The organism is Spirosoma fluviale (genome assembly GCF_900230225.1).
GTDB lineage: Bacteria > Bacteroidota > Bacteroidia > Cytophagales > Spirosomataceae > Spirosoma > Spirosoma fluviale.
The window spans coordinates 1304850-1331738 of the sequence record NZ_OCNH01000001.1 but is presented as its reverse complement, the minus strand read 5'-3'; the positions used below and the strand labels follow the sequence as shown (position 1 = coordinate 1331738).

Here is a 26889-nt window from a genome sequence, read left to right as displayed (position 1 = left end):
AGAGAAGACACAGAGAGACACCAAGGTATCGCTGGGATAGCAAAAAGCCGGAGCCCTGCGCCATCCCAGCGATACCAACATCACTCCGTGTATCTCCGTGCGTCTCCGTGTATCTCCGTGGCAAAACAACCTTACTTAATCGTAACCTTCGTGGCACCATAGCCGAATTTCTGTTTCTGGGCATCTTCAAAAAAACGAACGTTCGGGTGTTTGCCCAGGCGTTTGTGCAATTCTGTCCGCAGGGAGCCACTTCCAAGTCCGTGAATAAAGGTAATCTCATTCATACCACTGGCAATGGCATTTTCGAGCATTTTCTCAAACGTATCCAGCTGAAGTTTGAGCAACTCGGCTGGGTTTCGGTTGGCCGTCCCGTTTGGCAGAAGTTTCTCAACGTGCAGATCCACCACGGCGGATGGCCGCTCAAATGAAACCCCTTCCATCTCCGATTTAGGCTTGAGCATTTCGGCCTTTAATTCTTCGGGACTGATGCGTTTGGGCTGGGGTTGCGCGGTCCGATTACTATTCGGCGCGGAGGCTTGCGACTGATCACTTTCCGCATCCAACTGGGTTAGAAAACCCGGCAGGTTCAGCACCGGCACCGTTGTTTTTGTCTTGAAAAACGTTGTTGTCCGGGCTTTGAACCGTTTGATCAGTGGTGCCCGTAACGAGGTCTTTCCGGCCCGGAACCACAAACCCTGCACCACAAACGTTGGCCAGTCTTCGAACGAAGCGTGGACATAGTGGTCGTTCATTTTCTGCTGCGACTTCGGTTTGAGCAAGCCACTGTGGAGACCCCTAAACTGCACACCACCCGTAGCTCCTGCCGATTCCTCACCGAGCACATACGCAAACTCCCAATCGGTGTTATTGATAAGATGAAGGGTATATTCCCGGTCGTTAACGGCCAGAAATGCCAGATAAATACCCTGGTTTGACAAAATGGCCGGAGCTGACGGGGTCACCGTTTTCTGGGGCGCATAACTCGTGGTTTTAAGCAGTCGTTCGGCCTCCAATGGCGAAACCGGCACCAGTTCCGAGCGCATGACCGGAATCCGGAATCCATCTTCAATTTCAATTTCAATCATTCCGTCGGGCAAAAAGCGCGACACTACACCCTGTTCTTTCGCCCGGAGTAACCGGACTTTATCCCCTATATTCATGATGATCGTTGGTCAAGCGTCATTTATGGCTGCTTTTCTGTGCCACAATGACGTGTCAAAAGTATAACGGATATAACCAAAAATCCCTCCCATGGATTTATAAATCAATTGACCGAAGGTTACCGACACTAATTTCTTACCAACTTTATGTCGGTAGTTGTGGGTAAACGGTGCTGGCTCCAAGCTCATTATTATCCTTCAGAGCCACACCGGTGAGCTGCATACGAAAGGCGGTCTGGATGAGGTACATGAGCTTGTCCACGGCCAGTTCGGGCGGTAATCCCTGCTCCCGAATGTTTGACATACAGTTCCGGCGCTCGTCGGTCAATCCCGGCTGAGGGGCGTAGGTAATGTACGCGCCCATGCTGTCGAAGGAGCTGAGTCCCGGCCGTTCGCCAATAAAAATAATGGCCAGCCGGGGGCGCAGCCACTCCCCTACGGCATCGGTAATGGCCACCCGCCCCTGTTCAATGATGAGTAACGGTGCCAGCGAAAAACCCGCCTGCTTCACCTTATCAACGAGCAACTGAACGACCGGCCCCGCATTTTTCATAATAGCCGTTGCCGACAGTCCATCGGCGATAATAAGACAAACATCAGCAGGCGGACTGTTCAATTTTTGAAGTGTTTCGGCGGAAGAGGGATTTAGCAAACGACCGAAATCAGGCCGCTGGAGGTATATATCCCGGTTCTCAGCCGCGCTTTTAAGGCAATAAACCGGCAAACCCGTCTTTTCGAGAATTGCCTGAAGTTCCGGCACATTCAACTGAGAGTAGACGGCATCTTTGGCGTGGGCGTGGGCCAGCCTGAATTGAAGTGATTCGTTCAGCGGAATGGAGACACCGGTTTTCCCCAGGGCAATACGGGCATTGGTAAACGCTTTTAGCGGCTCCCAGTCGTCGGTTTCGGTGCTGTTTCTCTTTGATTCGTTCATGCAGTGGGCGGAGGGGTATGGGCAAAGGGCGTTGGGCAGAGGGTAATGGGTATGGGGTATGGGGTATAGGCATTGGGGTTAGGTTACCAGGGCGGCATATAATTGCTTTTGGGTGTTGCCGGACAAGCGGTTGCCCCGATGATCCATGATTCCCTGCCGAAGCAGCCACTCCTCAAACTCGGGAGCCGGTCGCAGACCAAGTACCCGACGCAGGTAGAGGGCATCATGAAACGAGGTCGACTGGTAGTTCAGCATAATATCGTCGGCGCCCGGTATGCCCATAATAAAGTTTATACCCGCCACGCCGAGCAGAGTCAGCAAGGTGTCCATATCGTCCTGGTCGGCCTGGGCGTGGTTGGTGTAGCAAATGTCCATGCCCATTGGCAACCCGAGCAACTTCCCGCAGAAATGGTCTTCCAGTCCCGCCCGGATAATCTGCTTGCCGTCGAACAGGTATTCAGGACCGATAAACCCAACGACCGAATTCACTAAAAACGGATTAAAGGCCCGCGCTACCGCATAGGCCCGCGCTTCGCAGGTTTGCTGATCGACGTTATGATGCCCATTCGACGAAAGAGCACTTCCCTGCCCGGTTTCGAAGTACATCAGGTTGTTGCCAAGGGTGCCCCGTTTGAGCGACAGACCTGCTTCATGAGCCTCCCGCAACAGTGACAGCGACACGCCAAAACTCGCATTGGCTTTTTCGGTACCGGCAATGGACTGAAAGATCAGATCGACCGGCACCCGCTCCTCCACCAGTTGCATTGTGGTGGTAATGTGACTCAGCACACAGTTCTGGGTGGGCATATCGAACCGTTCCCGCAGGCCATCGAGCATGTACAGCAAACGAGCCGTAGCCGCCGGGCTGTCGGTAGCGGGGTTGATCCCGATCATGGCATCGCCACTGCCATAGAGCAGTCCGTCAATAATGCTGGCGGCAATGCCTTTGGTGTCGTCCGTTGGATGATTGGGTTGCAGCCGAACGGACAAATGACCGGATAATCCCTGCGTATTTCTGAATCGGGTGACGACCTCGCATTTCTTCGCCACCAGGATCAGGTCCTGATTGCGCATCAGTTTAGACACGGCGGCAACCATTTCCGGCGTCAGGCCGGGAGCTATCTGCCGAAGCATGACGGTATCGGCTTCGTCTCCCAGCAGCCAGTCGCGCAGGTCGCCCACGGTAAAGTGGCTGATGGGTGTAAAGGCCTGTTTATCGTGAGAGTCAATGATCAGGCGGGTTACCTCGTCGGTTTCGTAGGGAATGACGGCCTCCGTCAGGAAAGTAATCAGCGGCAAGTCGGCCAGGGCCATTTGAGCGGCTACCCGCTCCTCGTAACTATCGGCCGCCAGCCCCGCCAGCCTATCGCCGGAACGCAGCGGACTGGCCTTCGCCAGCAACTCTTTCAGGTCGGCAAAGTGATAGGTGAATGAACCGATAGTAAATGGATACGGCATAGTTTGAGCGTATTGATCGTTTAGTCAACTACCTTTTCGACGACTTCAGGCCACTCCTGCCTGATTTTTCGATAGCGACCGGATACGACAAAGATGCCCGTTACAGCAATCAGCCCACCGAAAAACAGCAGACTCAGCCAACTATAAAAGTAGATCATAGCCCCGAGGGTGACAACCGCCAGCAACAGTGCAATGGCCGGAAAGAATGGGTACAATGGTGCTTTGAACGACCGGGGCAAGTCCGGCTGAGTCTGCCGAAGCCGGAACAGCGACAACATACTGATGATGTAAACGACCACCGCCCCGATGGTCGACAGAATGACCAGCTTGCTCGTATCCAGCGAAATGAGGGCAACAATCCCGAAAATAGCCCCGGCGATCAACGCCCAGACAGGCACTTTCCGGGTTTTGCTAACCTGCGCTAATCCGTGTGGTAAATAGCCACTTCGTGCCAGCGCAAAAATCTGGCGCGAATAGCTGATGATAATGCCATGAAACGACGCAATCAGGCCAAAAAGGCCCACACTGGCGAAGAACTGCGTGAGCGGATTTTGCCGACCGAGCACAATGGCAATCGCTTCGGGCATGGGATAATCGAGTTTATCCAGATTCTCCCAGTTGGTGATGCCGCCCACGCTAATCATGACCGTCAGGGCCAGAAACGTCAGCGTCAGCACGGCGGATATATACCCTTTGGCGATGGTATTCTTGCCATCTTTCACCTCTTCGGCCACCATCGCAATGCCTTCCAGACATACGAACAACCATATGGCGAATGGCAAAGCCGCAAACACCCCTGGCCAGCCAAACGGCATCGGGTTATGCAAAAAGGTGTCGATCCGGGTGTATGGATACACGACGCCAATGAACAGCAACAGCTCGCCAATGGCAATAATGGTCATGATCAGCGAAAACCAGGCTGCTTCTTTGATACCCAGCAAATTGATGACGGTAAAGACCGCGAATGAACCAATCGAACACCATACAACCGGCACGGCGGGATACAGGAAATGAACATAGCTACCGAGGGCCAGCGCAATGGCAGGCGTGGCAAACAGGAACTCAATGAGTGTGGCGTAACCGGCCAGCAATGCCCCCAGCGGCCCGAACGCCTGCAAGGCATACGCAAATGGGCCACCGGCATTGGGTATTGCGGTAGTGAGTTCGGTAAAGCTGAAAATGAAGGTAAGATAAAGCAGGGTGATGAACAGGGTGGCAATTAACAGCCCTACCGTTCCGGCCACTCCCCAGCCGTAATTCCAGCCAAAATACTCGCCCGATATAACGAGTCCAACGCCAATAGCCCATAAGTGAACGGGAGTCAGTGCTTTTTTGAGAGTTGGGGTTTCGCTGGACATGGGGCAGGTTTACGGTTGTAGCGTGATGGTGAGCGTGCTGTCGGATTCTCAAACCCGATACCACGCTCACCATCACGCTACAACTTACGAATTTATCCGTTACCGGCTAGCCAGCACGGGCACCTTTCCCATCAATGGATCGCTGAAACCCGCTTTTCCAGTCTCCACCCGGCCGGCATAGCGTTGTTCGAAGGCATCGAAGCCGGACACTTTTACGCTGACATCATACCAGTTGTAACTCTCTTTCAGGGAAAGCACCAGCGACTTCTGCGCCCCGGCGGTGCCTGATTTGGCCAGAATAAGCTGTTGGGGTTTTGTCTGATAGCCATTGTCGGCAAGCTGAACGGTGAGGGCACGGTCCGAATCGTTGTTTTTCAGACGTAACAGTACATTGCCCGTAAACTTCTTCCTGGCGTCTTTTTCATACGCACAGACAATCTCAATGGCCGGATTGACAGCACTGCCTTTAAACTCCCGGAAAAATCCATTGGGGCCTTGCACGCAGATATCGAAAGCGCCATCCAAAGGCAGCACATCCCGCAATTCATCCCCCGCAGCAACGGTATACGCCCGGATCGACACATCGTCCGGTTTGCGTTGGTAGACCTGAAACGGTGCTCCGAGGGACTGCTTTCCGAAAGCCTCATTTTTGGCCGACAGCCGAAGTGAAAGCTGGTTATCCATCACCTGTCCGTCAACGTACAATTCATACGGCAGGGCGCAGGATTTACGGATACCTTCTTCCTGAGTCGGCAGGTAGGGCGATGCCGGATGGGTGTTGCACTGCCGGATCTCCTCGTCGGTCAGGCGTTTGTAGTTCGTGGGTACATCCTTGAACTGGGCTTTATGGATACCCTCGATAAACGCTTCCTTATCCACCGATTTCGGCATTTTAATCATTTCGCCGTTGTAGGGCCGGAAGGCCGACGAGAGATCACCGCATACGGTACGACGCCAGGTGTTGATGTTCGTTTCTTCTATTTCCTTACCCTTTTTGTGGCTCAGGAAGTTTTCCAGAAACTGCAACGTTGAGGTATGGTCGAATACTTCGGAGTTGACATACCCGCCCCGGCTCCAGGGCGACACGATCACCAGCGGCACCCGGAAACCCAGCCCAATCGGACCGGTTCGTCCCCGATTTTTACGAGTGTTCTCCTGTTCCTGCGTCACAAATTCTGTTCGGGTGTCGATGCCTTTGCTGGTTTTACCCGTCTCGGGCTGGTCGGGGTGAGCGGGCACAAACGGCGGAACATGGTCGAAATAGCCATCGTTTTCATCGTAAGCCAGTATAAATATGGTTTTCTTCCAGATTTCCGGGTTCTTCGTCAGAATATCCAGCATTTCCGAAATGTACCAGGCCCCGTACCAGGCCGACGACGGGTGATCGGAAAAGTTTTCCGGTGCGACAACCCAGGAAACTGTGGGCAGGGTTTTGTTTTTAACGTCCTCCCGAAACTGGTGCAGCACATCGCCTTTCGGGACGTTGACCGTACGGGTTGTGTTGCCATCCTGGTACGTCAGCGGGGCCAGCGTGCGGTAGTCGGGGTCGTTGACATTGGTCGTAAACGCCCGTTGGCAGAGGTTTTTCTCGGCGCTGGAAAGCTTCTCGAAATTCGCCGGGCTGTACGTTACCAGATCGGACTCGACGGCTTTCTGCCATTTTTGCTGATTAGCCAGTTCCCGCTTTGTTTTGGCGTAGTCTTTATCGCTTTCGGTAAGTCCTTTCAGTTTAGCTTCGATTGCCTTTATCCGCTCCGGCAGGACTTTTTCTTCCTCCTGAATGTGGCGGTAATACGCCGGATGGAAGCGCACCCGGTGCTGCGAAAACCACTCGATGGGGTTGTCGGTAAAGTTGCTTAGCCAGCCATCGGCTTCGCCTTCCAGACCGGTTGACAGGCTGATCTCGTTCTGGTATATTTTCCAGGGAATGCCCAGCGCTTCCAGCCGCTCGGGAAAGGTTGTCCAGTTCACCTCCTTGTCGTAGTCAACGTTTTCATTCCGAACATTGGCGATGGCGGTCGGGTTGTGGGGATCGCGGAGGGTGCCGGTCCAGAAAAAGAGCCGGTTTGGCGTGGTGCCCGTCAGCGACGAACAGAAATTCTGATCGCAAATGGTGAAAGCATCGGCCAGGGCGTAATAAAACGGCAGGTCTTCGCGGTTGTAATAGCCCAGCGTGAGGGGCATATCGGCATAGGCTTTGTTGCCCGACTTTTTAGCCTCGAGCCACTTGTCGTTCTTTCCCCCGTTGAGCGCGTCCACCTGATTTTCCCAGGAGTGCGGCAGTGAACTCATCCAGGTCGCTTTGGTATCGCGCATGTTGAGCCGGAATGGTGCATAGGTTTCACCCGCGCGGTTGGTCTGCAACCACACTTTGTTGCTATTCGGGAGCCGGATGGCGCGGGGGTCGTTGAAGCCCCGGACACCCTGAAGCGTGCCATACGTATGGTCGAAGGAGCGATTCTCCTGCATCAGAATCACCACATGCTCGGCATCGAGGTAAGTGGAGCCGGTTTGTGGGTCAATGGCAAATGCTTTTTGAATCGACTCGGGTAAACTACCCGACAAGCCCGCTGATAGCAACGCGGCTTTTTTGAGAAAATCCCTTCTGGAATCCATACGTTTCGTGACTTACGTGAATGAGAAATAGGTTGACGAGTTTAGAAAAGTCAAAAATAGGCGAGAACAGGCTAATTTCCCGTTCGATCAGGGCATTAACAAATTGTGAACGCCCAAATTGTTCAGTGACCCTGACCTACAGAAACGCCACTGCTGAGCAATTACCCCTGCATTCATCGACAATTCTCCCCGGTTGCCTGGCTTTTCCCCTCGATTCAACAAATACGCCTGTTCGATATGAGGTGGCAATCATAGGTTTGTCGTGTTCATCAAAAGCCATTCCAGCTATGCAGCGTCGGCACTTCTTCGTAACCCTAAGTTTATTACTCCCTGTTTTTTTGTCAATGGCTCAGTCGCCAGAGAGCCAAAACCAGGTGCGCGTGCTACTGACCGACGCCCGGCAACAACCCATTTTTGGCGCAACGGTGCAGCAACGGCTCTGGCCCGACACAACCCAGACGGTTACGACCATTTCCGATACCGCTGGAGTAGCTCTGCTCCCGGCGAAGCCCGATGCTGCTTACCAGCTCCGTATTTCGGCAATGGGCTTCAAACCCGTTGTGCAGGGGATTCATTTACTGACCGTCGACGACATTACATACCTTCAGGCCGATGAGGGGATCGTTTTTGCGTTCGATGTTCGGGGGCAGAAGTACCCCCTCAGTGGCAATCTGACCGAACTGGAAGACCAACTCGACCCGGCCCGCTTTTTCCGGCTGAATCGCTCCGAAATCATCAACATCCGATACATCGACCGGCTGGAGCCTTATTTCAATGATCGGCTGGCGGTGCGGATGCTCGGACACACAGACCCGCTCATTACCAGCACGGGCCGCACCCCCGACCTACGCCGTTGGCTTGAGGGCTAATCTGACATAAAAATGGCCCGAGTTGTCGAACCCGGTCTTTACCAAAGCATTGCCCGATTCAATAACCTTTACCGGCAAACGTTGAGTTAGTAAATCATTTCCCTTCACTTTTCGCTTTATAGCAAAGGGCTATTTTTACTTCTTCTCAACCTTATGTGGATTCTTTTTGCTTTACTGGCTGCCGTGGCAGCGGCTGTCGTTGTTACCTTATCCAAAGCGGGTATTAAAGACGTCGATTCGAGCCTGGCCTTTGCCATTCAATCGGTACTCATTCTGGTCATATCCTGGACGGTAGTGATTAGCCAGGGAAACCTGCCGGATGTGACCCGAATTGAACGGCGGGTTTGGATTTATCTGGTAGCTGCAGGCGTTCTTACCTGCGTATCGTCCCTCCTCTCCTTTCGCGCCCTGAAACTGGGCAATGCCTCGCAGGTATCTCCTTTGACCAATTTTTCACTGGTGTTTGCCGTCATTCTGGCGGTGCTTTTTCTTAAAGAAAAAGTTAGCTGGCAGCTCGTTGCCGGAGCAGTACTTATGGCCGCCGGAGCTATTCTTATTGCTGTAAGCCGGGATTGACCCCAGCGGATAGATGACGTAAAGGACTGGAACTCGTCTTTAAAACGAGTATCTTTGTTCATTATGTCCTGTGCGTTTTTATGACCGTTTCCGTTAATGAAAAGCTCGACCTGGCTCACAACTTTGTCCTGCATACCAACCAGAATATTTTCCTGACCGGAAAAGCCGGAACCGGTAAAACTACCTTTCTGCAGCAAATCAAGCAACTCAGCGCCAAGCGTCTGGCGGTCGTCGCGCCAACGGGCGTAGCGGCCATTAACGCGGGTGGCGTGACCATTCACTCGCTGTTTCAGCTCCCATTCGGGCCAATCACACCCGGCACTACCCAGCGCGAAGGCAAGAAGTTTAACAAAGAGAAAATAAACTTACTCCGCACCCTCGACCTGCTCGTTATCGACGAAATCAGTATGGTTCGGAGCGATGTGCTCGACGGTATCGACGAAGTTCTCCGGCGTTACCGATCCAATTCGGCTCCCTTTGGCGGGGTTCAACTGTTATTGATTGGCGACATGCAGCAGTTGCCGCCAGTCATCAAAGAGGAAGACTGGAACTTACTGAAACCGTACTACGATACCGGCTATTTCTTCGGGAGTAAAGCCCTGCGCCAGACGTCTTACGTCCCTATTGAACTGACGCACATTTATCGGCAATCCGACGAGCGATTTATCAGCTTGCTCAACAGCATCCGGGAGAAAACCGTCACGCGGGCGCAGTTAGATAATTTAAATCAGCGGTACATTCCCGACTTCTCGCCCGCTGAGGACGAAGGATACATTACGCTGTCGACTCACAACACGGCCGCCCAGCAGATCAACAGCCTGAAATTACAGGCGCTTAAAGGCAAGCCCCGCACGTTCACTGCCACCATTGAAGGCGATTTCCCGGCGCACACCTACCCCACCGACGCCAGTCTTGAACTAAAAATAGGCGCTCAGGTGATGTTCATCAAAAACGATATTTCCCGCGATAAACTGTATTACAACGGCAAAATCGGGCGAATTACCGACATGGACGATTCGGCGATTTACGTCAAAAGCCATCAGGACGGAGAGGAGATTGTCGTTTACCCCGTCGATTGGACGAACATCAAATACACGCTGGACCCGGCCACCAAAGAGATAAAAAGTGAGCCGATTGGTACGTTTCGGCAAATGCCGCTCAAACTGGCCTGGGCCATCACCGTTCACAAAAGCCAGGGATTGACGTTCGAAAAAGCGATACTGGATATTTCGTCGGCGTTCGCCCACGGTCAGGTTTATGTGGCGTTAAGTCGCTGTAAAACGCTGGATGGGCTGGTTTTGCGGAAACCCATTCCAGCGCACAGCATCAAAACGGAGCTTGAACTGGAGGACTTTCATCAGCAGGTTCAACTGCAAACGCCCAACGAACAGCACCTGCATCAGGCGAAACTCACCAACCAGCAACACCTCCTTCGCGAACTGTTCTCGTTCGAGCGGGCCAACTCATTGCTGTACCGCTGCCGCCGGGTCGTGAATGAGCACGCCGGTAGTCTGGACGCCGAATGTCCGCCCATTCTGGCTCAACTGACCGATCTTTTGCGCGAAAAGGCCAGCGATGTATCAGGGCGATTCCAGCAACAGCTGCCCAGTTATTTCGCTAACGAAAAGCTACCGGAACAGAACGAATCGTTGCAGGAACGTGTCCGGAAAGCGGGGACGTATTTTCAGTCGCTGCTCGGCTCCGACCTCTTGCCGCTTCTGCAACGTTGCCCCACCGACTGCGACAACAAGAAAGTGCGCGACCTGCTGCTCGAAGCCCTGGATGAGTTAGAGAAAGAGCTATTCTCTAAACTCCGGAGTTTTGAAAGCTGCCGGGAGGGGTTCAACGCTTTGGGGTATTTGCAGGCCCGCAACCGCGCCGAACTTGACTTCCAACCCGAACGCAAGAAACACGAGCCTCAGGTTGCCGAAACCGCGCCTTCCGACGGCTCCTCACGCGGGGGGCTGTACGGTGCCCTCATGAAGTGGCGTAATGACATGGCCGGAGAGCATAACACATCCGGCTTTATGGTATTGCCGCAGAAAACCATTGTCGAACTGGCGCGCATCCGCCCGACCTCCGAAGCCGAACTGCTAACCGTTAAAGGCTTTGGCAAGACGAAGGTGCGCCAAATTGGTGCCGACATCCTCCGCATTGTTCAGGAGAATCCCGGCGGGCGGGCGGCCACTGTAGCAACGCCCAAAGGCAAGGTAGCGAAAGAAAAGCCCGTCAAAGAGCCCAAAGCGCCGAAAGAACCAAAGGAACTTTCGCCCGCTATCACGCTGGCCTTTTTCCAGTCGGGCAAAACCATTGACCAGATTGCCGCCGAGCGCAGTCTGGCGGTCTCCACGGTTGAAAGCCATCTGGTACGCTACGTAGGTTCGGGCGACCTGGCCGTTGAATCGGTGCTACCCCCCCGGAAAATCGCCACCATCCGCTCGTATCTGGAAACCTACCCCTCCGAAACGCTCACCGAAGTCAGGCAAGGGCTGGGTAGTGATATTTCGTTTAGCGACATCCGGTTCGTTCAGTACGCGATCCGGGCCGAAGCGGGCGTTAGTGGGGACGAGTAAAATGTGTCACAAATTATGGTATATTTGACTATGAGCGACCTTCCTGAAATACCTCTAACTGACGAGGACTACGAACGTTTTGAAGAGCAGCTTCCTGCATTAGCCGAACAGGCCACCCGGGAAGCCTATGAACGGGCTTTACAGTCAGGGCTTCCGGTTACGATACTAGTGGGAAACATAATTGTACAAGTAACGGCTAATGGGGGTATTACAGAACTCAAAAAATTGCCCGACACTCGTCAACGGATTACGCAGCGTCATTTCAAAATTGCATGATCCCAACTAAACGATTGCGGATGTTTGCAGGGCCAAATGGGTCAGGGAAAAGCACGATTAAGGATATTGTTTCTACAGCCTACCTTGGCCACTACCTAAACCCTGACGATATTGAACGACAATTAAAGCAAGAGCCAATTTATAGAGTCGACGACTATAATTTCCCGGCAATGGCGCAATCAGTCGTTCGTTCATTTTTCACATCTCATCCATTAGCCGTAAAGGCCAATCTTTCTGAAGTCTTTGCGAACCTTAACGTTTATAGTCAATCTATTGACTTTGGTTTGATGCCTATAAACTCTTATATAGCCTCCATCCTAACTGATTATTTACGCGGTATTTATCTTGAATCCGGTCAATCGTTCACGTTTGAAACCGTAATGTCATCGCCCGATAAGCTTGCTGTGTTGAAACGAGCTAAGGATGCCGGATTTCGTATTTACTTGTATTACGTGGCTACTGAAGACCCTACCATCAATATAGAGCGCGTACAACTTCGCACTCAGTCAGGAGGGCACTCTGTTCCGACCAATAAAATAATTGAGCGGTATTATCGCTCACTGGATTACCTCTTCGACGCGATACGACTAAGCGGCAGGGCTTATTTATTCGACAATTCGGGCCAATCTCGCTCGTGGATTGCCGAAGTCACAAATGGAACTGACATAGACCTAAAAACCGAGTATGTACCAACCTGGTTTCTTGAGTATGTTTTGAATAAAGTCAGGCCATACATATAAGTGAGCTACTCCACCCGCCATGCCCGAAAATCCTACCACCGCCCTCGTTAAAACCAGCCAGTCCCCAGCCCTCGCCCGCGTCTCCAGCCAACTGGCGCTGACGGATAAACTATTAGCTAAACCCGAAGAACCGTTTTTGATTCCGTATCGAAAGGGGAGTAAATGGGGGTACTGTGATCGGAATAAGAATATTGTGATTGATTGTATTTATGACCGCACAGAACCACTTTGTAGTGGATTTGGGGCCGTACAAAAGAACAGTAGATACGTTTTATTAAATAATAAGGGGGCGCTAATAGCACCTTTACAATTTTCTGCAATTGGTTGGGCAAATGAAGGAATTATTTCAGTTCAACGAAATGGCATAATACATCTTCTTAATATAAATGGTGATCTTCTCCCATTAGACATCAAGTTGAACGATTATTACTACACATGGGAGTATTTTCCAAGATTTTACGAAGGGATCGCTAAAATAAAGAAAAGCGCAAAATGGGGTTATATTTACAAAGATGGGCGTTATGTAACTTCACAGGAATTTGCTCATGCAGGTAATTTTTCTAATGGAATGGCATGTGTTCAAGTAGGTAAAAAATATGGCTTTATTGATTCACAAGGAGAGATATGCATTTCTCCCGACTTTGATTATTGTCATGATTTTTGTGAAGATCTTGCAGCAGTTAGCAAAAATAATAAATGGGGGTATATTGACACAAAAGGCAACTTAGTGATCGACTTCGTTTGCGAAAAGGCAGAAAACTTTAGTAATGGTTTAGCAGTTGTTAAATATAAAGGCAAATATGGACATGTTAACAAATTAGGCAATTTCATCTCTCCATTACGAAGTGGCAGAGTAGAATCTTTCAATAATGGTCTAGCTTTTGTATATTATTGGGACGGTAATAGAGAACGAGGCTTTATAGATACAAATAATAATTTTGTTATTGATTGTTTTGATTTTGCAATAGTTTACGGATTTATGGGTAAACTAGCAGTCGTTTCAAAAGATAATCAGTATGGTTGTATCAATAGAAAAGGGGATTTAAAGATCCCAACTATTTATCATTGTATTAACCATTATGAATTTAAAGATGGTCTTGCTTACGCTCATGTTGGAAAAATATGCTTTGATTGGAGCAATGGCGGATATTTAGATGAATTAGGGGTTGAATATTGGGAAGAATAACAGACCCAAATCATTAGTCAAGTTCATAAAAATCAAATTCGATCTAACTCATTTTTAAGTAAAAAAACTCACTTTAATAAAATAAAATTCAAAAAGTTTAAAACCAAAAAATTAACTCAACTGAATAGATAGAAATAAAGTTTCGTCTTATTAACACGTTCACTTAAAACATAGATTTATGTATATTAATGAGTTTGACGCATTAAAACAAAGAATTGATGATTTCTCAAAAATTCTATCTATTAAAAACAAACAAGCCTTTTTAAATTTAAAAGAGAATTTTGACATTTTTTTTAAAATGGCGCAAATAAAAGGCTTAAGCGATTTGAGAAATTATAAAGCTGGATATGCGGAATTACTTTTTCAGCTTATCATGAAATTCAATTTAGAAGAATATCGAGCCAAAGCAACTGAATCACTCATGGAAACAATTGAAGATGGGAAATTAAATAACCTTGATGTTTCAAGTTACATAAGAATGCTAACCGAGCTTCAGAACGCTTCCCCACCAAGTGATGACTCTCTAACTCATCCTTAGCCAAAACCATTCCGGATTCGCACATATCCTGAAACAAAACCAAGTAAAACGTGCCTATGCGTTTGGGTTGGTTTTGCACGGAACGCTTCGGGCCGAATCGTGATATTGATTTATTGATTTTTTCTAACGATAAGCTTGACCTGGTGATTCAGTTCTTTGGCGGATTGTACCGCACGATAACGCCATCAGTATTTTTAGTATACCACTTGCCGTCTACCCGAATCCACGGCCCAGTTCCGGGATTAGTAATCGTACCGTGTACGGCTTTCTTGGATGTAGTTTTCATAGGCTTGTAAACCGTGTATTTGTAGCGAAAAGGTCTGGTTTAAACGTTACAGAGTGATAAAAGTAACCTTTTTACAAGTCCGCAATTTCTTGTACCGTTTAAATCCGTAAATTCATTTAAAGAACCCCTATTAACCATGCAATCCTTATTAATTACGCCAAAGGACGGTGCCGAACTGGAACTCCTTTCAGCCTTACTTGCTCGTCTCAACATTGCAACGACCATTATCGAGGAGGACGATAAGGAAGATATTGGCTTGGGTATTTTACTTCAGGAAGCCAATCGAAACGAACAGGTTAGCCGGGAATCTATTTTCAAGGCGTTGGGACGGTCATGAAGGTAATCTTCCTCAGCCAATTTGAAAAAGATATAGAAAAGATTCGCATGCCATCCGTCAAAGACGACATTGCAAATGCCATTGAACAAGTAGAACAGGCCGCAGGATTGCCTGTGGTTGTCAATCTAAAAAAGCTTAAGGGGTTCAAAACAGCCTACCATATTCGGATTGGTGATTACCGAATTGGCTTGTTTATAAATGGCGATACCGTTGAGTTCGCCCGTGTTGTCCATCGGCGGGATATTTATAAACTCTTCCCTTAACGCATTTGCCCACCATGCAAACTACTGCCCACTTCACCCAAATCCACGAAACTATCCTGGCTGAATTACGGCAAGCTCGCCAAAGCGTGTTTGTGGCGGTGGCCTGGTTTACGGATCGGGATTTGTTTCAAACCCTTTGCGAGCGGGCCAGAGACGGCGTTACGGTGGAGTTGATGATTACCAACGATGCCATTAATTTTCGGGAGGGTGGCTTGCCGTTCGATACCTTGCGTCAGGCGGGTGGGTGCGTGTATGCCATTGGTGTGGGCGACGAGGGGGATACGTTGATGCATAACAAGTTCTGCGTAATCGACACCCATACGGTCATTACCGGTTCGTTCAACTGGAGTTACAAAGCCCGGCAAAACCACGAAAACATTACCATCTCGACCGAAGCCGAGCCACTGGCCAACCAGTTTAAAGCCGAATTCCGGCAACTCCGCGACCGCTACGCTCCCGCCCCCGGCAAAGCCCCGATCGACCTCGGCAAGGTGCTCAAACGGCTCGACCTGATCAAGACGCTCATTGCGCTGGACGAACCCGAAGAGCTTAGCCCACACATCGATAAACTTTCCCAGCAACACCTCACCGATGACCTTGAGCAACTAGTAACCCTGCTCCGGCGCGGTCAGTATGCCGAAGCCGTTGGCCGGATTGACCAATTCGGAAAACAGCATACAACACTGGCGGCTTTTATCGATGCAGAACTAAGCGGTCTAAAAATAGAGGTTCGGATTCTGGAACTACAAATTCAGGCGCTGGAAGCGGAAAAAGCCGATATTGATAAACTGCTCCACGACTTCAGTGTCCAACATTCGCTCCGGCTCGGCGACTTGATCTTAAAGATACTCGAACTCCGTCGGGCGCAGGCGATCACGGAACATGAACGCACCGAAGCCGAGACCGATTACACGAACTTCAACAGAGAATACACCGAAACCCGTCAGCAATCCCGTTTCGATCTAACGACCGACGAGCAGCGCGACCTCAAACGCAGGTTTCGAAAAGCCGCCCAGCTTTGCCACCCCGATGTCGTTGCCGAAGCCCTCAAACAACAGGCCGAGGCCCTATTTGCAGAACTCAAAGCGGCCAATGACCATAACGATCTAAAACGTGTAACGGAGATTCTGACAATCCTCGAACGGGGAGAGACCTTTATACCCCGCTCCGAAACAGTCACGGAGAAAGCATTACTAAAACACGAGCGAAGTCGCTTGCAAGCCCTTGCTACACAGCTACAAACAAACGTTCAGGCCTTGCAGGGATCGGAGGAGTATCAACTGATCAGTCAGCTAAGCGATTGGGAGATGTATTTCGCCGGAAAGCGGCAGCAATTGGAAGAACAACTGGAATTACTGACTGTGTAGTTACTCCTTTTCAGCTTCGTTTAAGTTTTTGAAGAGTTCAACAAACTGACTGAAATAAGGATGTTTAGTACTCAAAATCCCTGACAAAATAGTAACCCTGTCGCCGTCAGGCAGCCAGGCATCCATATTGAAAAGGTCTTTAGCAATGTAGCGGTAGTACCACATCGTAAACTTTCGGAAGCGGGCTTTTTCCCGGCCATCTGCGCTATCACAGATATAGATAATTACGTGCTCCAGCGAGCGAAAGAAATCATAGAAAATAGCCCGAATGGTATGTTCGGTTAACGGATCGGCGGGTAAACGACTACCATTGGGATTGTCAGCCACGGCGATTACCATTTCGAAAGCATTCACATGGCCATCGACATAATCCACGAATAAATAGGCCGATGGTACGAACCTTATTTCATAGCCAACGTCTTCATTTGTGGTAAAAGCATACACATTTCGTTCTCCACCAATCCAGGTAAATTTGTAACTATTTATTTTTGCGTTGTTCGGCAATTTCCGTTCTTAACTTTTCGAATACGGCCCGATACTCAGGGTCAGTCTGGTATCGTTCCCGCGCTTCTCGCTGCACTTGCTCTTTAACTTCCACAAGTTTGCGGATTTTTTCACGGGCCGTCATTGGTTTGGTTTGTGTTTCCATTGCAGTATTGATTATAAGACGAATATACGTGATCGAAGTATCACTTGGGAAACAGAGATTTTGGACAGAAGAATTTATCCTTCTTTCTTTATAAAACGGTGGCACGGCCTTATGCCTGGTGTATCCTTCTGATAGTACCACCTAAGTTGCCCGCCACTGGAATCAGTCTACAAAAGACAGGAATATATTTGTCAGTGAGATTTGTAAAACCTATCTAATATTAGAAAGCCCTATTTCGACGTCGAAATAAGGCTTTCTAATATTAAAAAATCGGAATCAGTTTGCTTTGAGCACTTTAATGACCTGACTTTGGGTGGGGGTGCTGACCCGCAATAGCAATACACCGGTTTCCGAACTGCCTATACTTAGCCGCTGTTGCTCCACGGCCCCCGCCTGATCCACCTGCTGCGTATGCAGGCTGCGCCCGCTGGCATCGGTTAGCGAGTAAACCAGCGGCTGGCCCTGGGCACCGCTGACCTCTACCACCACCTCATTGTTCGTAACCGGATTGCCCAGTACCCGCACCTGCCAACTTTTTTCCGTAGGCAAGTCGGCTCGCTCCGCTCCCAGTCGGGCTGCTGCCGGATTGATCACCGTGAAGGAAATACTCAGGGGAGTACCCGCAACACCCGTACCACCCACACTCGAATAGGGCGTGGCTTTCAGCGTGTAGGAGCCTAAAGACGGCGTCCAGCTCAAGAAGTCCCCTTGATTATCGCCAAACAGAGCGTAAGGCGCAATTGTCTCCACCTGCTGACGACTCTCCCGACCACTTAGCGCAAACACCACCGACCCTACCACTGCGGGTTCGGTAACCGCCTGAATAGCCAGATTTTTAGTAGGCAGCTTAGAAAGGTCCAGTTGCTGTCCATCGGTCAATTCCTGAATAGGCTGATCGGTATCGGCGTTGATCAGATACAGATGTGCCAGCCGTTGGGGAGCGGGCATGGTCGACTCAATCACCGTAAAAGAGACGCTCAGAGCCGTACCTATGCTCCCGGTACCGCCTGCTCCGGAAAAAGGCGTGGCGGTGAGTGTGTAATTGCCGAGGGGTGGTGTCCAGCCGGAATAGTCACCTTGGTTATCTCCAAACAAGGCATAGGGTGCAATCGTCTCCACCTGTTGGTGGCTCTGCTGACCGCTCAACGCAAAAACCACTGAGCCTACTACGGTTGGATCGGTAACCGCCTGAATAGCCAGGTTTTTAGTGGGCAATAGGGAAAGATCCAGTTGTTGCCCATTGGTCAGTTCCTGAATAGGTTGATCGGTATCGGCATTGATGAGATACAAATGAGCCAGTCGTTGGGGATTAACCGGCTCGACCACCGTGAAAGACACCGTAAGCGGAGTACTGGCAGTGCCGGTGCCACCCGCTTCCGAATAAGGTGTGGCCGTGAGCGTATAGCTTCCCAAAGCTGGTGTCCAGGGCAGGTAGCTTCCTTTATTGTCGTCGCCGAATAAAGCGTAAGGGGCAATGTTTTCCACTTGCTGACGCGTTTGCTGGCCGCTCAACTGAAAGACCACGGAGCCCACCTCTGTTGGTTCGGTACGGGCCTGTATATTGATCCGACGGGTAGGCAGTTGAGAGAGGTCGATTTGCTGGCCGACGATTATCTCCTGGATAGGCTGGTTATTATCAGCGTTAATGAGCCACAGGTGAGCCACTCGCTGCGAAGCCGGTAAGGGCGGAGTGACGGTCAAACTGAAAGCCGTTGAGGTAACGCTGCTACAGGCACTCGTGGCCACCAGCGAGTACGAACCAGACTGGGTTGTCTGCACATTCGTCAGCCTAAGGGTAGCCGAGGTCTGGCCGGGGACTAATTCACCATCTTTATACCAGGCGTAATTGTCGGCTGGTCCATTGAGTCCCACAGTTGTTTCAACGGTAGTACCCGCTACCACGGTAGATTGGCTGGCGGGCTGTTGTGTGATGGCCAGGGGCGTAGCGGGTGCGCCCTGGAACTCGTAGGCCCCGATGTCGATGGTGCCGCCTACTATCCGGGGATTACCTGCCAGGTCGGTTGACGGGCCCGAGCGATCGGTGTAGTAGCTGTTGTTGCCAGTATTAATCGCGGGTGAGCAAGGAGAAAGCTGTACGCTCGATCCGCTCACAAATGGAGAGCTGTTAATCACTTTCGTTTGTGGATCCGTATTACGTGAATTATTCGCACCCGGCTCAACCAAACAGTTGTAAAGTGAGATATACCCTTCTCCGGTACTCGTACCACCAGCGTTGTTCTTAAATATAATGTTAACCGTAGTGTTGGTCCCCCCGTTGTTCCATAGAATGCTGTTGTAGAGAGAAGGCCGCGCAAAGATCTGGGTATTGTTGATTGTATTAGGGGTAGCTATGTTATAGAAAGCGCCCCCCTGAGGAGACGAGTTACCCACCAGGCTACAATTCACCAAGGTTGGTTCAGTTATTGGATTTCCGGCTCCTCGGGTTTCGTTAAACATAACCCCTCCATTAGCTGAAGCGGTATTCGCCTGAAACACGCTGTTTACGAGCAGGGGCCGATTTTCACCGGCACCACCGGGACCGAAAGGGCCATTCGCTTCAGCGTAGTTGTAGATAGCCCCTCCTCTGGCAGCCGTATTGGCCAGGAATGAGCAGTTGATAAAGGTTGGATTGGCGGTGCCCGCATAGGCAGTATTGTAGATAGCTCCTCCCTGATTAGCCTGGTTATTGGCGAAGCGGCAATTGGTAAATACAGGATTGGCAAAGCCACGTAAGCCGCCATCATTGAAGACGGCCCCACCCCTCCCGGAGGTGTAATTCTGGATAAATACGCAATTTTGAAGGGTAGGGTTACTGGTTCCCTGATAACCATTATTGTAGATAGCTCCTCCCCCTACTGAACCCGTAAAGAAAATTGAGACGGTCGCATAGCCACCGGTAATTACGACACCATCCAGTCGGGTCTGTTCATTGACACTCCTGAATTGAACCACGATATTGGAATTTTCGGCATCGAGCAGGTTATCGTTGTCAATATCGCCTGAAAGGGTAGTACTGCTGGGTTGGTCCGGATTGGCGAAGTCGACTCGCTGATCGGGATTAGATCCACTGCCTGCGAAGCCGCCAAGCACCTTAACACCCGACGGAATAGAGAACGAAAGGGTACGATCACCCGTATTAGTGGGTTTATAAGTTCCACCAGCCAGACGAAACTCGGCGCCTTGCGATGCAACAGCCAACTGAGGTTGAAGCTGACTGCCAGGCAGAGCGTTGGCCCAGTCAGCGCCGGTTTGCTGACCGGCTCCTCCAGGAGTAACATAAATTGTTTGGGCCCGAAGACTCAGGGCACTCATCAGCCATAAGGCCGCTCCCAGCAGGAAGCCGGGCAACGCAGCAGAAATTTTTACGTAGTACTCGGTAAAGGTGTTTTTCATACGTGTTATACTATTGGTTAACTAGATTAATTGATAAAAAAAGAAAATGTGTAGGGAATTCGCTTGCGGTACAGCGTAAGTTGGGCCTACTACCCCCAGCTTATGAAACTACTCTGAATGCTCGATTAAATATTTTCTCTACAGATAAAATAGATTATACTAACCACCAAGCGGTATCCGACAAAGGCGGAAGAAGAAACAGGCATCGCTTATAGCGTGTGCGTCACATGTCCGGACTGAACAATACGCCACCAAAGTAGAAATACGAATGTATGTATGTAAATTATTTTGGTAGAAAAAGCAGAAAATTGAGTGATAGGTATGGAGATGTTAGCCATTTCCCGGAAGGGTTAATTCAGTGTTTATCGGTACCTATCAGTCGTAATAAACTCTTTTAACCATACACTTGCTATGCTTCTTCTTTCACAACTTCTTTCGTCTGAATCAACAAAGCCGTGTCTCAGCTAAAAACTGAGACACGGCTTTGTTGATTCAGACGAAAGGCTAAACGTAAAATTGCGCCTTAATACCCGCCATAAAACTTACGCAACCCCCACTCTACGGCTACCAGCGTAAGGACCACGAAGAACAACCAACGCCAGTTGATTAACTCATTCATCTCTTCGGTACTTGTCAGGCGGGACGGGTGAGGACGGTTCGTCAGCGTTTGAACGAGCGCGTCAGTCTGGCTGGCTTTATAGAACTGTCCACCCGTTTGCTGAGAAAGCTGCCGGAGCAGTCCATGGTCGGCAGTGGTATTGAGGGCTTCCAGTTGCAAATCCCGTACAACAAACTGCCCCGATGCCTGCTCAGCTTTGTTATTGACCGTAACACTCGCCTTGAACCGGTACGCGCCTTCGGGCAAACGGCTGAGCTCAAATCGGCTGTTCGCTTCGGTAGGCGTGTAGTTGTACGACCGAGTCAGTCCTTTTTCGTCGCTGATTTCAAGTCGGACAGGTTTGTCGTAAAGTCGTTCGTAGATGTCGTTATAGAGTTCCGTCTCGAAAATAACCTTTTCGCCCGCTACAAATTCATTCCGAATCGGATAAACGCGCAGTTTACGACGGTCTTCTTTTACAGAAATCAGCTGAATTACCTTTTGAATGAGTTCGTCAACCACCTCCTGCTTATCGGTCAGGGCGTATTCTTCGAGCCGCCAGGCCCACAACCCTTCACCAGCCAGCACAGCCGTTTTTCTGGGACTTGTCACATTAAATGCTAGCAATGGCTTTGTGGTGCGAACACTGCCCACCTGTTGCCAGAGAACGACTTCGCTACCCGCCTGCAACCGAAACTCACCATACGGCACCAGCAAAGGGGGTAACTTGGCAAGAATATCAAGCCGGGCGGGGTCGAGATTGAGTTGTTTAAATTCTGGGTTGAAGAAGCCCGTTACTTTATCACTCTGGTTCGGTTGGCCACTTATCTGCATAACCGGATTCGACGTATTGAAGGGTCCCAGAGAGGATTGGTTTCCCAGAACGAACAGTACGGGCGTATTCTTCGCCAGATACTTCTGCATTAATGCGGTGCCCACGTTCCCATTATCAGGAATCTGGTGGAGTATGATTAAATCATAGGTCTTGTCTGCCGGTGGCGTCGCTTCAGCGGGGGTACCGGTCAGAATCCGGATGTCGAGTTCGTAATTCTGATTTTTCTCCAGAATGTTCCGCAGGGCTTTTATGTCCGGGTGCGGGGAAAGTGCCAGCAATAATACCTTCTCTTTTCCGTCGATAACATCGATATATACATCCTGACGGTTATTGCGCGTACTGAATTCGCCGGGCTGCGGCAGCACCTCGACTACAAAGTGCTGAACGCCCTTCTGGGTAGCTGTCGTCTGAAAGGTCAGTTGATCAAACGTGTCATTTTTTCCCAGGTTAATCGACTGACGACCCAGTTCTTTGCCATTCTGCCGCAATACAACTGTAGCGCTTCGGCCCTGAAAGCCATTGGTCACGATTTCTGCTTTTACCGGAAACTGATTGCCCAGGTAGGCAATCCGGTTGGCAATGATCCCCTTAAGCTGAATATCTTTTTTGGGGATTGTATCGCCCAAGCCAATGGTCTGCACCGCAAATGGATATTGCCCAAAGGTTGGCGAAAGCCCCTGGTTGAAAATTCCATCCGACACCAGCACAACATCCGTCAGGTTGCGTCCTTCATAATCCGAGCGAACCCTTGCCAATAATCCTGACAAGTCTGTGGTGCGTTGCGTAAAAGGCAGTTGCGTTAAATCGCCGTTGGTGACCGAATCGCCAAAAGTCCGAATCGCCACGTCCAACCCTTTATCGGTCAGTTGCTGCTGTAGCGCTTGTAAGCTTGCCAGCGCACGAGTTAGGGCGGGCCTACCAGCGGCTGCTACGGACTCGGAGTTGTCGATGGCCAGCACAACTTTCGGCTTCTCCGTCAGCGTTCGCAAACTCCGAATCAGGGGATTAATCAGCAGAAAGGCCAGAAAGCTGACGACCACGAACCGTAAGGCCGCCAGACCGTAGGTAGTTCGCTTGTCGAACCCTCCCATGGCTGTACCACTATCCACAAGACGCGGGAGCGGCTGATACATTGCAAACGCATACACAGCCCCTACGAGCAGGCACACCAGGATCCACCAGGGTGAGGATTGGAAAATGAAGTTCATTCTTATTAGGAGTAAGAAGTTAGGAGTTAGGAGCGAGGAGTTGGGAGTCTTCTAACTCCTAACTCCCCGCTCCTAACTCCTACTACTAGGTAAGCATTCCTCCGTCCACTTGCAGCACCTGACCGGTAATGTAGCGGGAGAGGTCGGAGGCCAGAAAAACAGCGCAATCGGCTACTTCTTCGGGTTGGCCTCCACGTTTCATTGGAATCTGCTGTTTCCAGTCTTCCAGTGCCTTTTCATTGATTTCCCCGGTCATTTCTGTCTCAATAAAACCCGGTGCAATGGCATTGGACCGGATGTTCCGGGAACCCAGTTCAAGCGCAACGGATTTAGTAAAACCAATGATACCGGCCTTCGACGCGGCATAGTTGGCCTGCCCCGCGTTACCCCGGATACCAACCACTGACGTCAGATTAATAATAGAACCGGACTTCGCTTTCATCATGGATTTGATGGCCGCTTTGGTCAGGTTAAAGACTGACTTTAGATTAACGTTAATTACAGTATCCCATTGTTCTTCAGTCATTCGCATCAACAGCCCGTCTTTCGTGATACCGGCGTTGTTAACGAGCACATCGAGCTTGCCGAAATCGGCGAGTACCTGAGCGATAAGATCTTCGGCAGCTTTATGGTCTGACGCATCCGACCGGTAGCCTTTTACCCGTCCGCCAAAGGCTTTGAGTTCTTCTTCCAGCGCTTGTCCTTTTTCGACACTCGATAGGTAGGTAAAAGCAATATCGGCACCTTCTTTGGCAAACTTCTCGGCCATAGCCCGACCAATCCCGCGCGACGCACCTGTAATCAACGCAACTTTTCCTTTCAGTAAATCCATTTTACGGGGTAATAATAAATAGACGATGAAGAATGGATACGCAATACGCAGTAAAGGCCATTCTATTCGATTTAGTAAGCATAGTCGCCTACTAAATTTAGTCAAAAATAGTGGTTTGGTCTAAAACGACAAGGTACGCATTGGTTTTGGTTTCGCCGATAAGCTGTGTTACTTTGTCAAAAATCAGGTAATCCACCATGAACTATCGTCTTGTCCTAGCCCTCCTGTTATCGTCGGTGTCGGTTACACTGGCTCAGAAAATTCATTCTCACAACGATTATGCCAAAGCCCGTCCGTTTGTGGAGGCTTATGAGCAGCGAGCCGACTTTATTGAGGCTGATGTATGGTTACGGAATGGGAAGCTGGTTGTTTCTCACGAAAAGCCTGAAGAAAGTCCGCAAACACCACCAACGCTGGATTCGCTGTATTTACAACCTATTGCCCGCTTGTTCCAGCAATACAAAGACAAACCCAGCTCCGATCGTGACTACACCTTCGCGCTGGTTTTGGATATTAAAGAAAACCCAGCGGGCGTATTACCCAAGCTGATGGAAAAGTTACAGGAAAACCTGACCTGCTTTAATCGGTCGGCCAACGCAAAAGCGATTCAGGTCGTTATTAGTGGTGAACGCCCGAAAATAGACACATACCTCGATTACCCGCTTCTTCAGTTCGACGGGCGGCCCAGTGAAGTTTATGATCAGGAAACGTTGCAGCGAGTAGCCATGATCAGCGATAATTTCCAATCGTACTCCCGCTGGAATGGCGTAGGCGACATACCTGACGTGGACCGCGACAAGCTGAAACGGGTCATTAAACGAGCCCATAGTGATAATAAACCCTTCCGTTTCTGGGCCATTCCTGATACGCCGAATGGTTGGAAACAATTAAAAAAACTGGGTGTGGATATCATCAACACCGACAACGTTGCCGAGGCTATAAAGGCAAGGCGGTGATGTCAGGGATTTTAGAGTAAACTCTATCCTTGTTCGGCTTATTAGGTAAATCAACCTATCACTGATTTACCCAATCGCAACGCTACCGGATGGATATTCCACAACTCAAAAAAGCCCCACTTATCTACGACGTAGCTATAGTCGGCTCAGGTGCAGGGGGCGGCATGGCTGCGTACATGCTCGCTAAGGCAGGTGCAAAAGTTGTTCTGCTCGAAGCAGGTGGTTACTATGACCCCGCCGATCCTAAGTACATTACTCAAATGAAATGGCCCTGGGAATCGCCCCGACGTGGTGCCAGTACCGATGCCCGATCTGGTGGTGATTTCGATGCCGCCTGGGGAGGCTGGGAAATAGATGGCGAGCCTTATTCCGCCAAGTCCGGTACAGAATTCGGCTGGTTTCGGTCGAGAATGCTCGGCGGACGTACCAACCACTGGGGACGTATCTCCATGCGTTTTGGCCCTGACGATTTTCGGCGACGTTCGCTGTCGGGTGTGGGCGACGACTGGCCAATCGGCTACGACGATCTCAAGCCTTATTATGATAAAGTAGATCGTTTGATTGGCGTTTTTGGGTCGGTCGAAAATTTCCCGAATGAGCCCGATGGCATTTTCCTGCCCCCGCCAAAGCCTCGTTTACATGAATTGATGATTCGAAAGGGTGCCCAAAGTATAGGCATCCCGGTTATTCCATCGCGGTTAAGTATTCTCACCAAGCCCATTAACAAAGACCGGGGCTCCTGTTTCTATTGCCACCAGTGCAACCGGGGCTGTCAGGCGTATGCCGACTTCTCGGCTTCGTCGGTGTTGTGTATTCCTGCGGTCAAGACTGGCAACGTAACATTGATTAATGGGGCTATGGTGCGCGAGGTGCTCACCGATCCACAGACGGGCCTTGCCACGGGCGTTAGTTACGTAAATAACCGTACGCTGGAAGAAGTGACCGTTCGGGCAAAAGCCGTTATGCTGGGTGCAAGTACCTGTGAATCGGCCCGGATTCTCCTTAACTCCAAATCGTCACGTTTTCCAAATGGACTGGCAAACAGCAGCGGAGTTGTTGGAAAGTATCTCAATGACTCCACGGGAGCCAGCCGTTCAGGGTTTATTCCTGCCCTGATGGATCGCAAACGGTACAACGAAGATGGTGTTGGCGGTATGCACGTATTCACCCCCTGGTGGCTCGATAATAAGAAGCTCGACTTCCCAAGGGGTTACCATATTGAATACGGTGGTGGCATGGGTATGCCCGGTTATGGCTTTGGCAGTGGTGTCGAAAACTTGAACAGCATCATTCCCGGTCGTGATGGCAAAACCAAAACGGGTGGTGGCTATGGCGCAAGTCTGAAAGATGATTACCGACGGTTCTACGGTGCCTATATTGGTATGTCGGGACGGGGCGAGCCGGTGCCTCTTGAAACCAACTACTGCGAAATTGACCCGAATGCCGTAGATAAGTATGGTATTCCAACCTTACGCTTCCACTACAAATGGTCGGACTATGAGGTTAAGCAGGCTAAACACATGCAGGATACCTTCGAGGAAATTATCCATGCGATGGGTGGTATTGCGCTTGGCCCTAAACCCGGCCCGAACACGGCACACGGCTATGGGTTAGCCGCTCCCGGCCGAATCATCCACGAAGTGGGTACCGTTCGTATGGGGAATGACCCGCAAAAGTCGGCTCTGAACAAATACCAGCAGGCCCACGATGTGAAGAACCTGTTTGTAGTCGATGCGGCTCCGTTTGTGTCGCAAGGCGACAAAAACGTAACCTGGACGATCCTGGCCAGCGCCATGCGTACATCGCAATATTATATTGATATGGTGAAAGCAAAGAGTATTTAATTTAGTAGCGCAGGCGAAAACTCGCGCTACTAAACAA

Annotated in this window: 23 protein-coding genes; 12 read left to right on the top strand and 11 right to left on the bottom strand. The window is 50.2% G+C overall.

Annotated features, from left to right (window positions below):
• Positions 1-131: 131 nt before the first annotated feature.
• The 5 genes from CRO74_RS05500 to CRO74_RS05480 all read right to left on the bottom strand — a co-directional run bounded on the left by CRO74_RS05500 (position 132) and on the right by CRO74_RS05480 (position 7526).
• A complete protein-coding gene (locus CRO74_RS05500; RefSeq protein ID WP_097124989.1) occupies positions 132-1160 on the bottom strand; it encodes a DUF8465 domain-containing protein in 1029 nt (342 codons plus the stop codon).
• Positions 1161-1305: 145 nt separating this feature from the next.
• On the bottom strand, positions 1306-2094 hold the full coding sequence (gene eutC / locus CRO74_RS05495) for an ethanolamine ammonia-lyase subunit EutC (protein WP_097124988.1): 789 nt from the start codon (positions 2092-2094) through the stop codon (positions 1306-1308).
• 78 nt (positions 2095-2172) lie between these two features.
• Complete coding sequence (locus tag CRO74_RS05490; RefSeq protein WP_097124987.1) at positions 2173-3552, bottom strand: ethanolamine ammonia-lyase subunit EutB; 1380 nt, start codon at positions 3550-3552, stop codon at positions 2173-2175.
• A 20-nt stretch (positions 3553-3572) separates the two neighbouring features.
• Positions 3573-4910 (bottom strand): ethanolamine permease, encoded by a 1338-nt coding sequence (eat, locus tag CRO74_RS05485; RefSeq protein ID WP_097124986.1) that lies wholly within the window; start codon positions 4908-4910, stop codon positions 3573-3575.
• A gap of 99 nt (positions 4911-5009) precedes the next feature.
• A complete protein-coding gene (locus CRO74_RS05480; RefSeq protein ID WP_097124985.1) occupies positions 5010-7526 on the bottom strand; it encodes a phosphocholine-specific phospholipase C in 2517 nt (838 codons plus the stop codon).
• 125 nt (positions 7527-7651) lie between these two features.
• Here CRO74_RS05480 and CRO74_RS05475 point away from each other — a divergent pair, with 125 nt between their 5' ends.
• The 7 genes from CRO74_RS05475 (at position 7652) to CRO74_RS05445 (ending at position 14284) form a co-directional block, all read left to right on the top strand.
• Entirely contained in the window at positions 7652-8395 is a 744-nt protein-coding gene (locus CRO74_RS05475; RefSeq protein ID WP_179830125.1) for a LytTR family transcriptional regulator DNA-binding domain-containing protein, read from the top strand.
• A 153-nt stretch (positions 8396-8548) separates the two neighbouring features.
• Positions 8549-8971 carry an EamA family transporter gene (locus tag CRO74_RS05470; protein WP_097124983.1) on the top strand — a complete coding sequence of 141 codons (423 nt, stop codon included), beginning with the start codon at positions 8549-8551 and terminating at the stop codon, positions 8969-8971.
• Between the two features lie 80 nt (positions 8972-9051).
• Positions 9052-11544: a helix-turn-helix domain-containing protein gene (locus CRO74_RS05465; RefSeq protein ID WP_097124982.1), complete on the top strand. Its 2493-nt coding sequence runs from the start codon at positions 9052-9054 to the stop codon at positions 11542-11544.
• Between the two features lie 30 nt (positions 11545-11574).
• Positions 11575-11820: a hypothetical protein gene (locus CRO74_RS05460; RefSeq protein WP_144035876.1), complete on the top strand. Its 246-nt coding sequence runs from the start codon at positions 11575-11577 to the stop codon at positions 11818-11820.
• Positions 11817-12560 carry an ATPase gene (locus CRO74_RS05455; RefSeq protein WP_097124980.1) on the top strand — a complete coding sequence of 248 codons (744 nt, stop codon included), beginning with the start codon at positions 11817-11819 and terminating at the stop codon, positions 12558-12560. The genes CRO74_RS05460 and CRO74_RS05455 overlap by 4 nt, the downstream gene beginning before the upstream one ends.
• Positions 12561-12579: 19 nt before the next feature.
• Complete coding sequence (locus tag CRO74_RS05450; RefSeq protein ID WP_097124979.1) at positions 12580-13746, top strand: WG repeat-containing protein; 1167 nt, start codon at positions 12580-12582, stop codon at positions 13744-13746.
• 178 nt (positions 13747-13924) lie between these two features.
• Positions 13925-14284 carry a hypothetical protein gene (locus tag CRO74_RS05445; RefSeq protein WP_097124978.1) on the top strand — a complete coding sequence of 120 codons (360 nt, stop codon included), beginning with the start codon at positions 13925-13927 and terminating at the stop codon, positions 14282-14284.
• A 148-nt stretch (positions 14285-14432) separates the two neighbouring features.
• Here the strand turns inward: CRO74_RS05445 and CRO74_RS31470 are convergent, their stop codons facing one another.
• Entirely contained in the window at positions 14433-14570 is a 138-nt protein-coding gene (locus tag CRO74_RS31470) for a hypothetical protein (RefSeq protein ID WP_179830124.1), read from the bottom strand.
• Between the two features lie 136 nt (positions 14571-14706).
• Between CRO74_RS31470 and CRO74_RS05440 the strand changes: the two genes are divergently transcribed.
• The 3 genes from CRO74_RS05440 to CRO74_RS05430 are packed head-to-tail and all read left to right on the top strand — an operon-like array spanning position 14707 to position 16537.
• Entirely contained in the window at positions 14707-14907 is a 201-nt protein-coding gene (locus CRO74_RS05440) for a hypothetical protein (protein WP_097124977.1), read from the top strand.
• Positions 14904-15170 carry a type II toxin-antitoxin system RelE family toxin gene (locus tag CRO74_RS05435; RefSeq protein ID WP_097124976.1) on the top strand — a complete coding sequence of 89 codons (267 nt, stop codon included), beginning with the start codon at positions 14904-14906 and terminating at the stop codon, positions 15168-15170. Before CRO74_RS05440 ends, CRO74_RS05435 begins: the two co-directional genes overlap by 4 nt.
• Positions 15171-15184: 14 nt before the next feature.
• The gene (locus CRO74_RS05430) at positions 15185-16537 is read left to right on the top strand and encodes a phospholipase D-like domain-containing protein (RefSeq protein ID WP_097124975.1); all 1353 of its coding nucleotides are present in this window, start codon (positions 15185-15187) and stop codon (positions 16535-16537) included.
• On the opposite strand, the gene CRO74_RS05425 is transcribed toward CRO74_RS05430, so the two are convergent.
• The 5 genes from CRO74_RS05425 to fabG form a co-directional block, all read right to left on the bottom strand.
• A complete protein-coding gene (locus CRO74_RS05425) occupies positions 16538-17041 on the bottom strand; it encodes a DUF6169 family protein (RefSeq protein ID WP_144035875.1) in 504 nt (167 codons plus the stop codon).
• Positions 17016-17186 carry a hypothetical protein gene (locus CRO74_RS31465; RefSeq protein WP_179830123.1) on the bottom strand — a complete coding sequence of 57 codons (171 nt, stop codon included), beginning with the start codon at positions 17184-17186 and terminating at the stop codon, positions 17016-17018. Before CRO74_RS31465 ends, CRO74_RS05425 begins: the two co-directional genes overlap by 26 nt.
• 276 nt (positions 17187-17462) lie before the next feature.
• Positions 17463-20579 carry a choice-of-anchor Q domain-containing protein gene (locus CRO74_RS05420; RefSeq protein WP_097124973.1) on the bottom strand — a complete coding sequence of 1039 codons (3117 nt, stop codon included), beginning with the start codon at positions 20577-20579 and terminating at the stop codon, positions 17463-17465.
• 523 nt (positions 20580-21102) lie between these two features.
• A complete protein-coding gene (locus CRO74_RS05415) occupies positions 21103-23220 on the bottom strand; it encodes a vWA domain-containing protein (protein ID WP_097124972.1) in 2118 nt (705 codons plus the stop codon).
• A gap of 85 nt (positions 23221-23305) precedes the next feature.
• Positions 23306-24052, bottom strand: coding sequence for a 3-oxoacyl-[acyl-carrier-protein] reductase (fabG, locus tag CRO74_RS05410; protein ID WP_097124971.1), 747 nt, complete (start codon positions 24050-24052; stop codon positions 23306-23308).
• Positions 24053-24249: 197 nt separating this feature from the next.
• On the opposite strand from fabG, the gene CRO74_RS05405 reads away from it, so the two are divergent.
• Together CRO74_RS05405 and CRO74_RS05400 are read left to right on the top strand one after the other, a co-directional pair.
• Positions 24250-25008: a phosphatidylinositol-specific phospholipase C/glycerophosphodiester phosphodiesterase family protein gene (locus CRO74_RS05405; protein WP_097124970.1), complete on the top strand. Its 759-nt coding sequence runs from the start codon at positions 24250-24252 to the stop codon at positions 25006-25008.
• Between the two features lie 89 nt (positions 25009-25097).
• The gene (locus CRO74_RS05400; RefSeq protein WP_097124969.1) at positions 25098-26852 is read left to right on the top strand and encodes a GMC oxidoreductase; all 1755 of its coding nucleotides are present in this window, start codon (positions 25098-25100) and stop codon (positions 26850-26852) included.
• Positions 26853-26889 lie beyond the last annotated feature (37 nt).

What these genes read in the sequence shown, in the direction of transcription:
- CRO74_RS05500 (WP_097124989.1), bottom strand. Translation starts at nt 1,160, where the DNA reads ATGAATATAGGGGATAAAGTCCGGTTACTCCGGGCGAAAGAACAGGGT.
- eutC (WP_097124988.1), bottom strand. Translation starts at nt 2,094, where the DNA reads ATGAACGAATCAAAGAGAAACAGCACCGAAACCGACGACTGGGAGCCG.
- CRO74_RS05490 (WP_097124987.1), bottom strand. Translation starts at nt 3,552, where the DNA reads ATGCCGTATCCATTTACTATCGGTTCATTCACCTATCACTTTGCCGAC.
- eat (WP_097124986.1), bottom strand. Translation starts at nt 4,910, where the DNA reads ATGTCCAGCGAAACCCCAACTCTCAAAAAAGCACTGACTCCCGTTCAC.
- CRO74_RS05480 (WP_097124985.1), bottom strand. Translation starts at nt 7,526, where the DNA reads ATGGATTCCAGAAGGGATTTTCTCAAAAAAGCCGCGTTGCTATCAGCG.
- CRO74_RS05470 (WP_097124983.1), top strand. Translation starts at nt 8,549, where the DNA reads ATGTGGATTCTTTTTGCTTTACTGGCTGCCGTGGCAGCGGCTGTCGTT.
- CRO74_RS05465 (WP_097124982.1), top strand. Translation starts at nt 9,052, where the DNA reads ATGACCGTTTCCGTTAATGAAAAGCTCGACCTGGCTCACAACTTTGTC.
- CRO74_RS05460 (WP_144035876.1), top strand. Translation starts at nt 11,575, where the DNA reads ATGAGCGACCTTCCTGAAATACCTCTAACTGACGAGGACTACGAACGT.
- CRO74_RS05455 (WP_097124980.1), top strand. Translation starts at nt 11,817, where the DNA reads ATGATCCCAACTAAACGATTGCGGATGTTTGCAGGGCCAAATGGGTCA.
- CRO74_RS05450 (WP_097124979.1), top strand. Translation starts at nt 12,580, where the DNA reads ATGCCCGAAAATCCTACCACCGCCCTCGTTAAAACCAGCCAGTCCCCA.
- CRO74_RS05445 (WP_097124978.1), top strand. Translation starts at nt 13,925, where the DNA reads ATGTATATTAATGAGTTTGACGCATTAAAACAAAGAATTGATGATTTC.
- CRO74_RS31470 (WP_179830124.1), bottom strand. Translation starts at nt 14,570, where the DNA reads ATGAAAACTACATCCAAGAAAGCCGTACACGGTACGATTACTAATCCC.
- CRO74_RS05440 (WP_097124977.1), top strand. Translation starts at nt 14,707, where the DNA reads ATGCAATCCTTATTAATTACGCCAAAGGACGGTGCCGAACTGGAACTC.
- CRO74_RS05435 (WP_097124976.1), top strand. Translation starts at nt 14,904, where the DNA reads ATGAAGGTAATCTTCCTCAGCCAATTTGAAAAAGATATAGAAAAGATT.
- CRO74_RS05430 (WP_097124975.1), top strand. Translation starts at nt 15,185, where the DNA reads ATGCAAACTACTGCCCACTTCACCCAAATCCACGAAACTATCCTGGCT.
- CRO74_RS31465 (WP_179830123.1), bottom strand. Translation starts at nt 17,186, where the DNA reads ATGGAAACACAAACCAAACCAATGACGGCCCGTGAAAAAATCCGCAAA.
- CRO74_RS05420 (WP_097124973.1), bottom strand. Translation starts at nt 20,579, where the DNA reads ATGAAAAACACCTTTACCGAGTACTACGTAAAAATTTCTGCTGCGTTG.
- CRO74_RS05415 (WP_097124972.1), bottom strand. Translation starts at nt 23,220, where the DNA reads ATGAACTTCATTTTCCAATCCTCACCCTGGTGGATCCTGGTGTGCCTG.
- fabG (WP_097124971.1), bottom strand. Translation starts at nt 24,052, where the DNA reads ATGGATTTACTGAAAGGAAAAGTTGCGTTGATTACAGGTGCGTCGCGC.
- CRO74_RS05405 (WP_097124970.1), top strand. Translation starts at nt 24,250, where the DNA reads ATGAACTATCGTCTTGTCCTAGCCCTCCTGTTATCGTCGGTGTCGGTT.
- CRO74_RS05400 (WP_097124969.1), top strand. Translation starts at nt 25,098, where the DNA reads ATGGATATTCCACAACTCAAAAAAGCCCCACTTATCTACGACGTAGCT.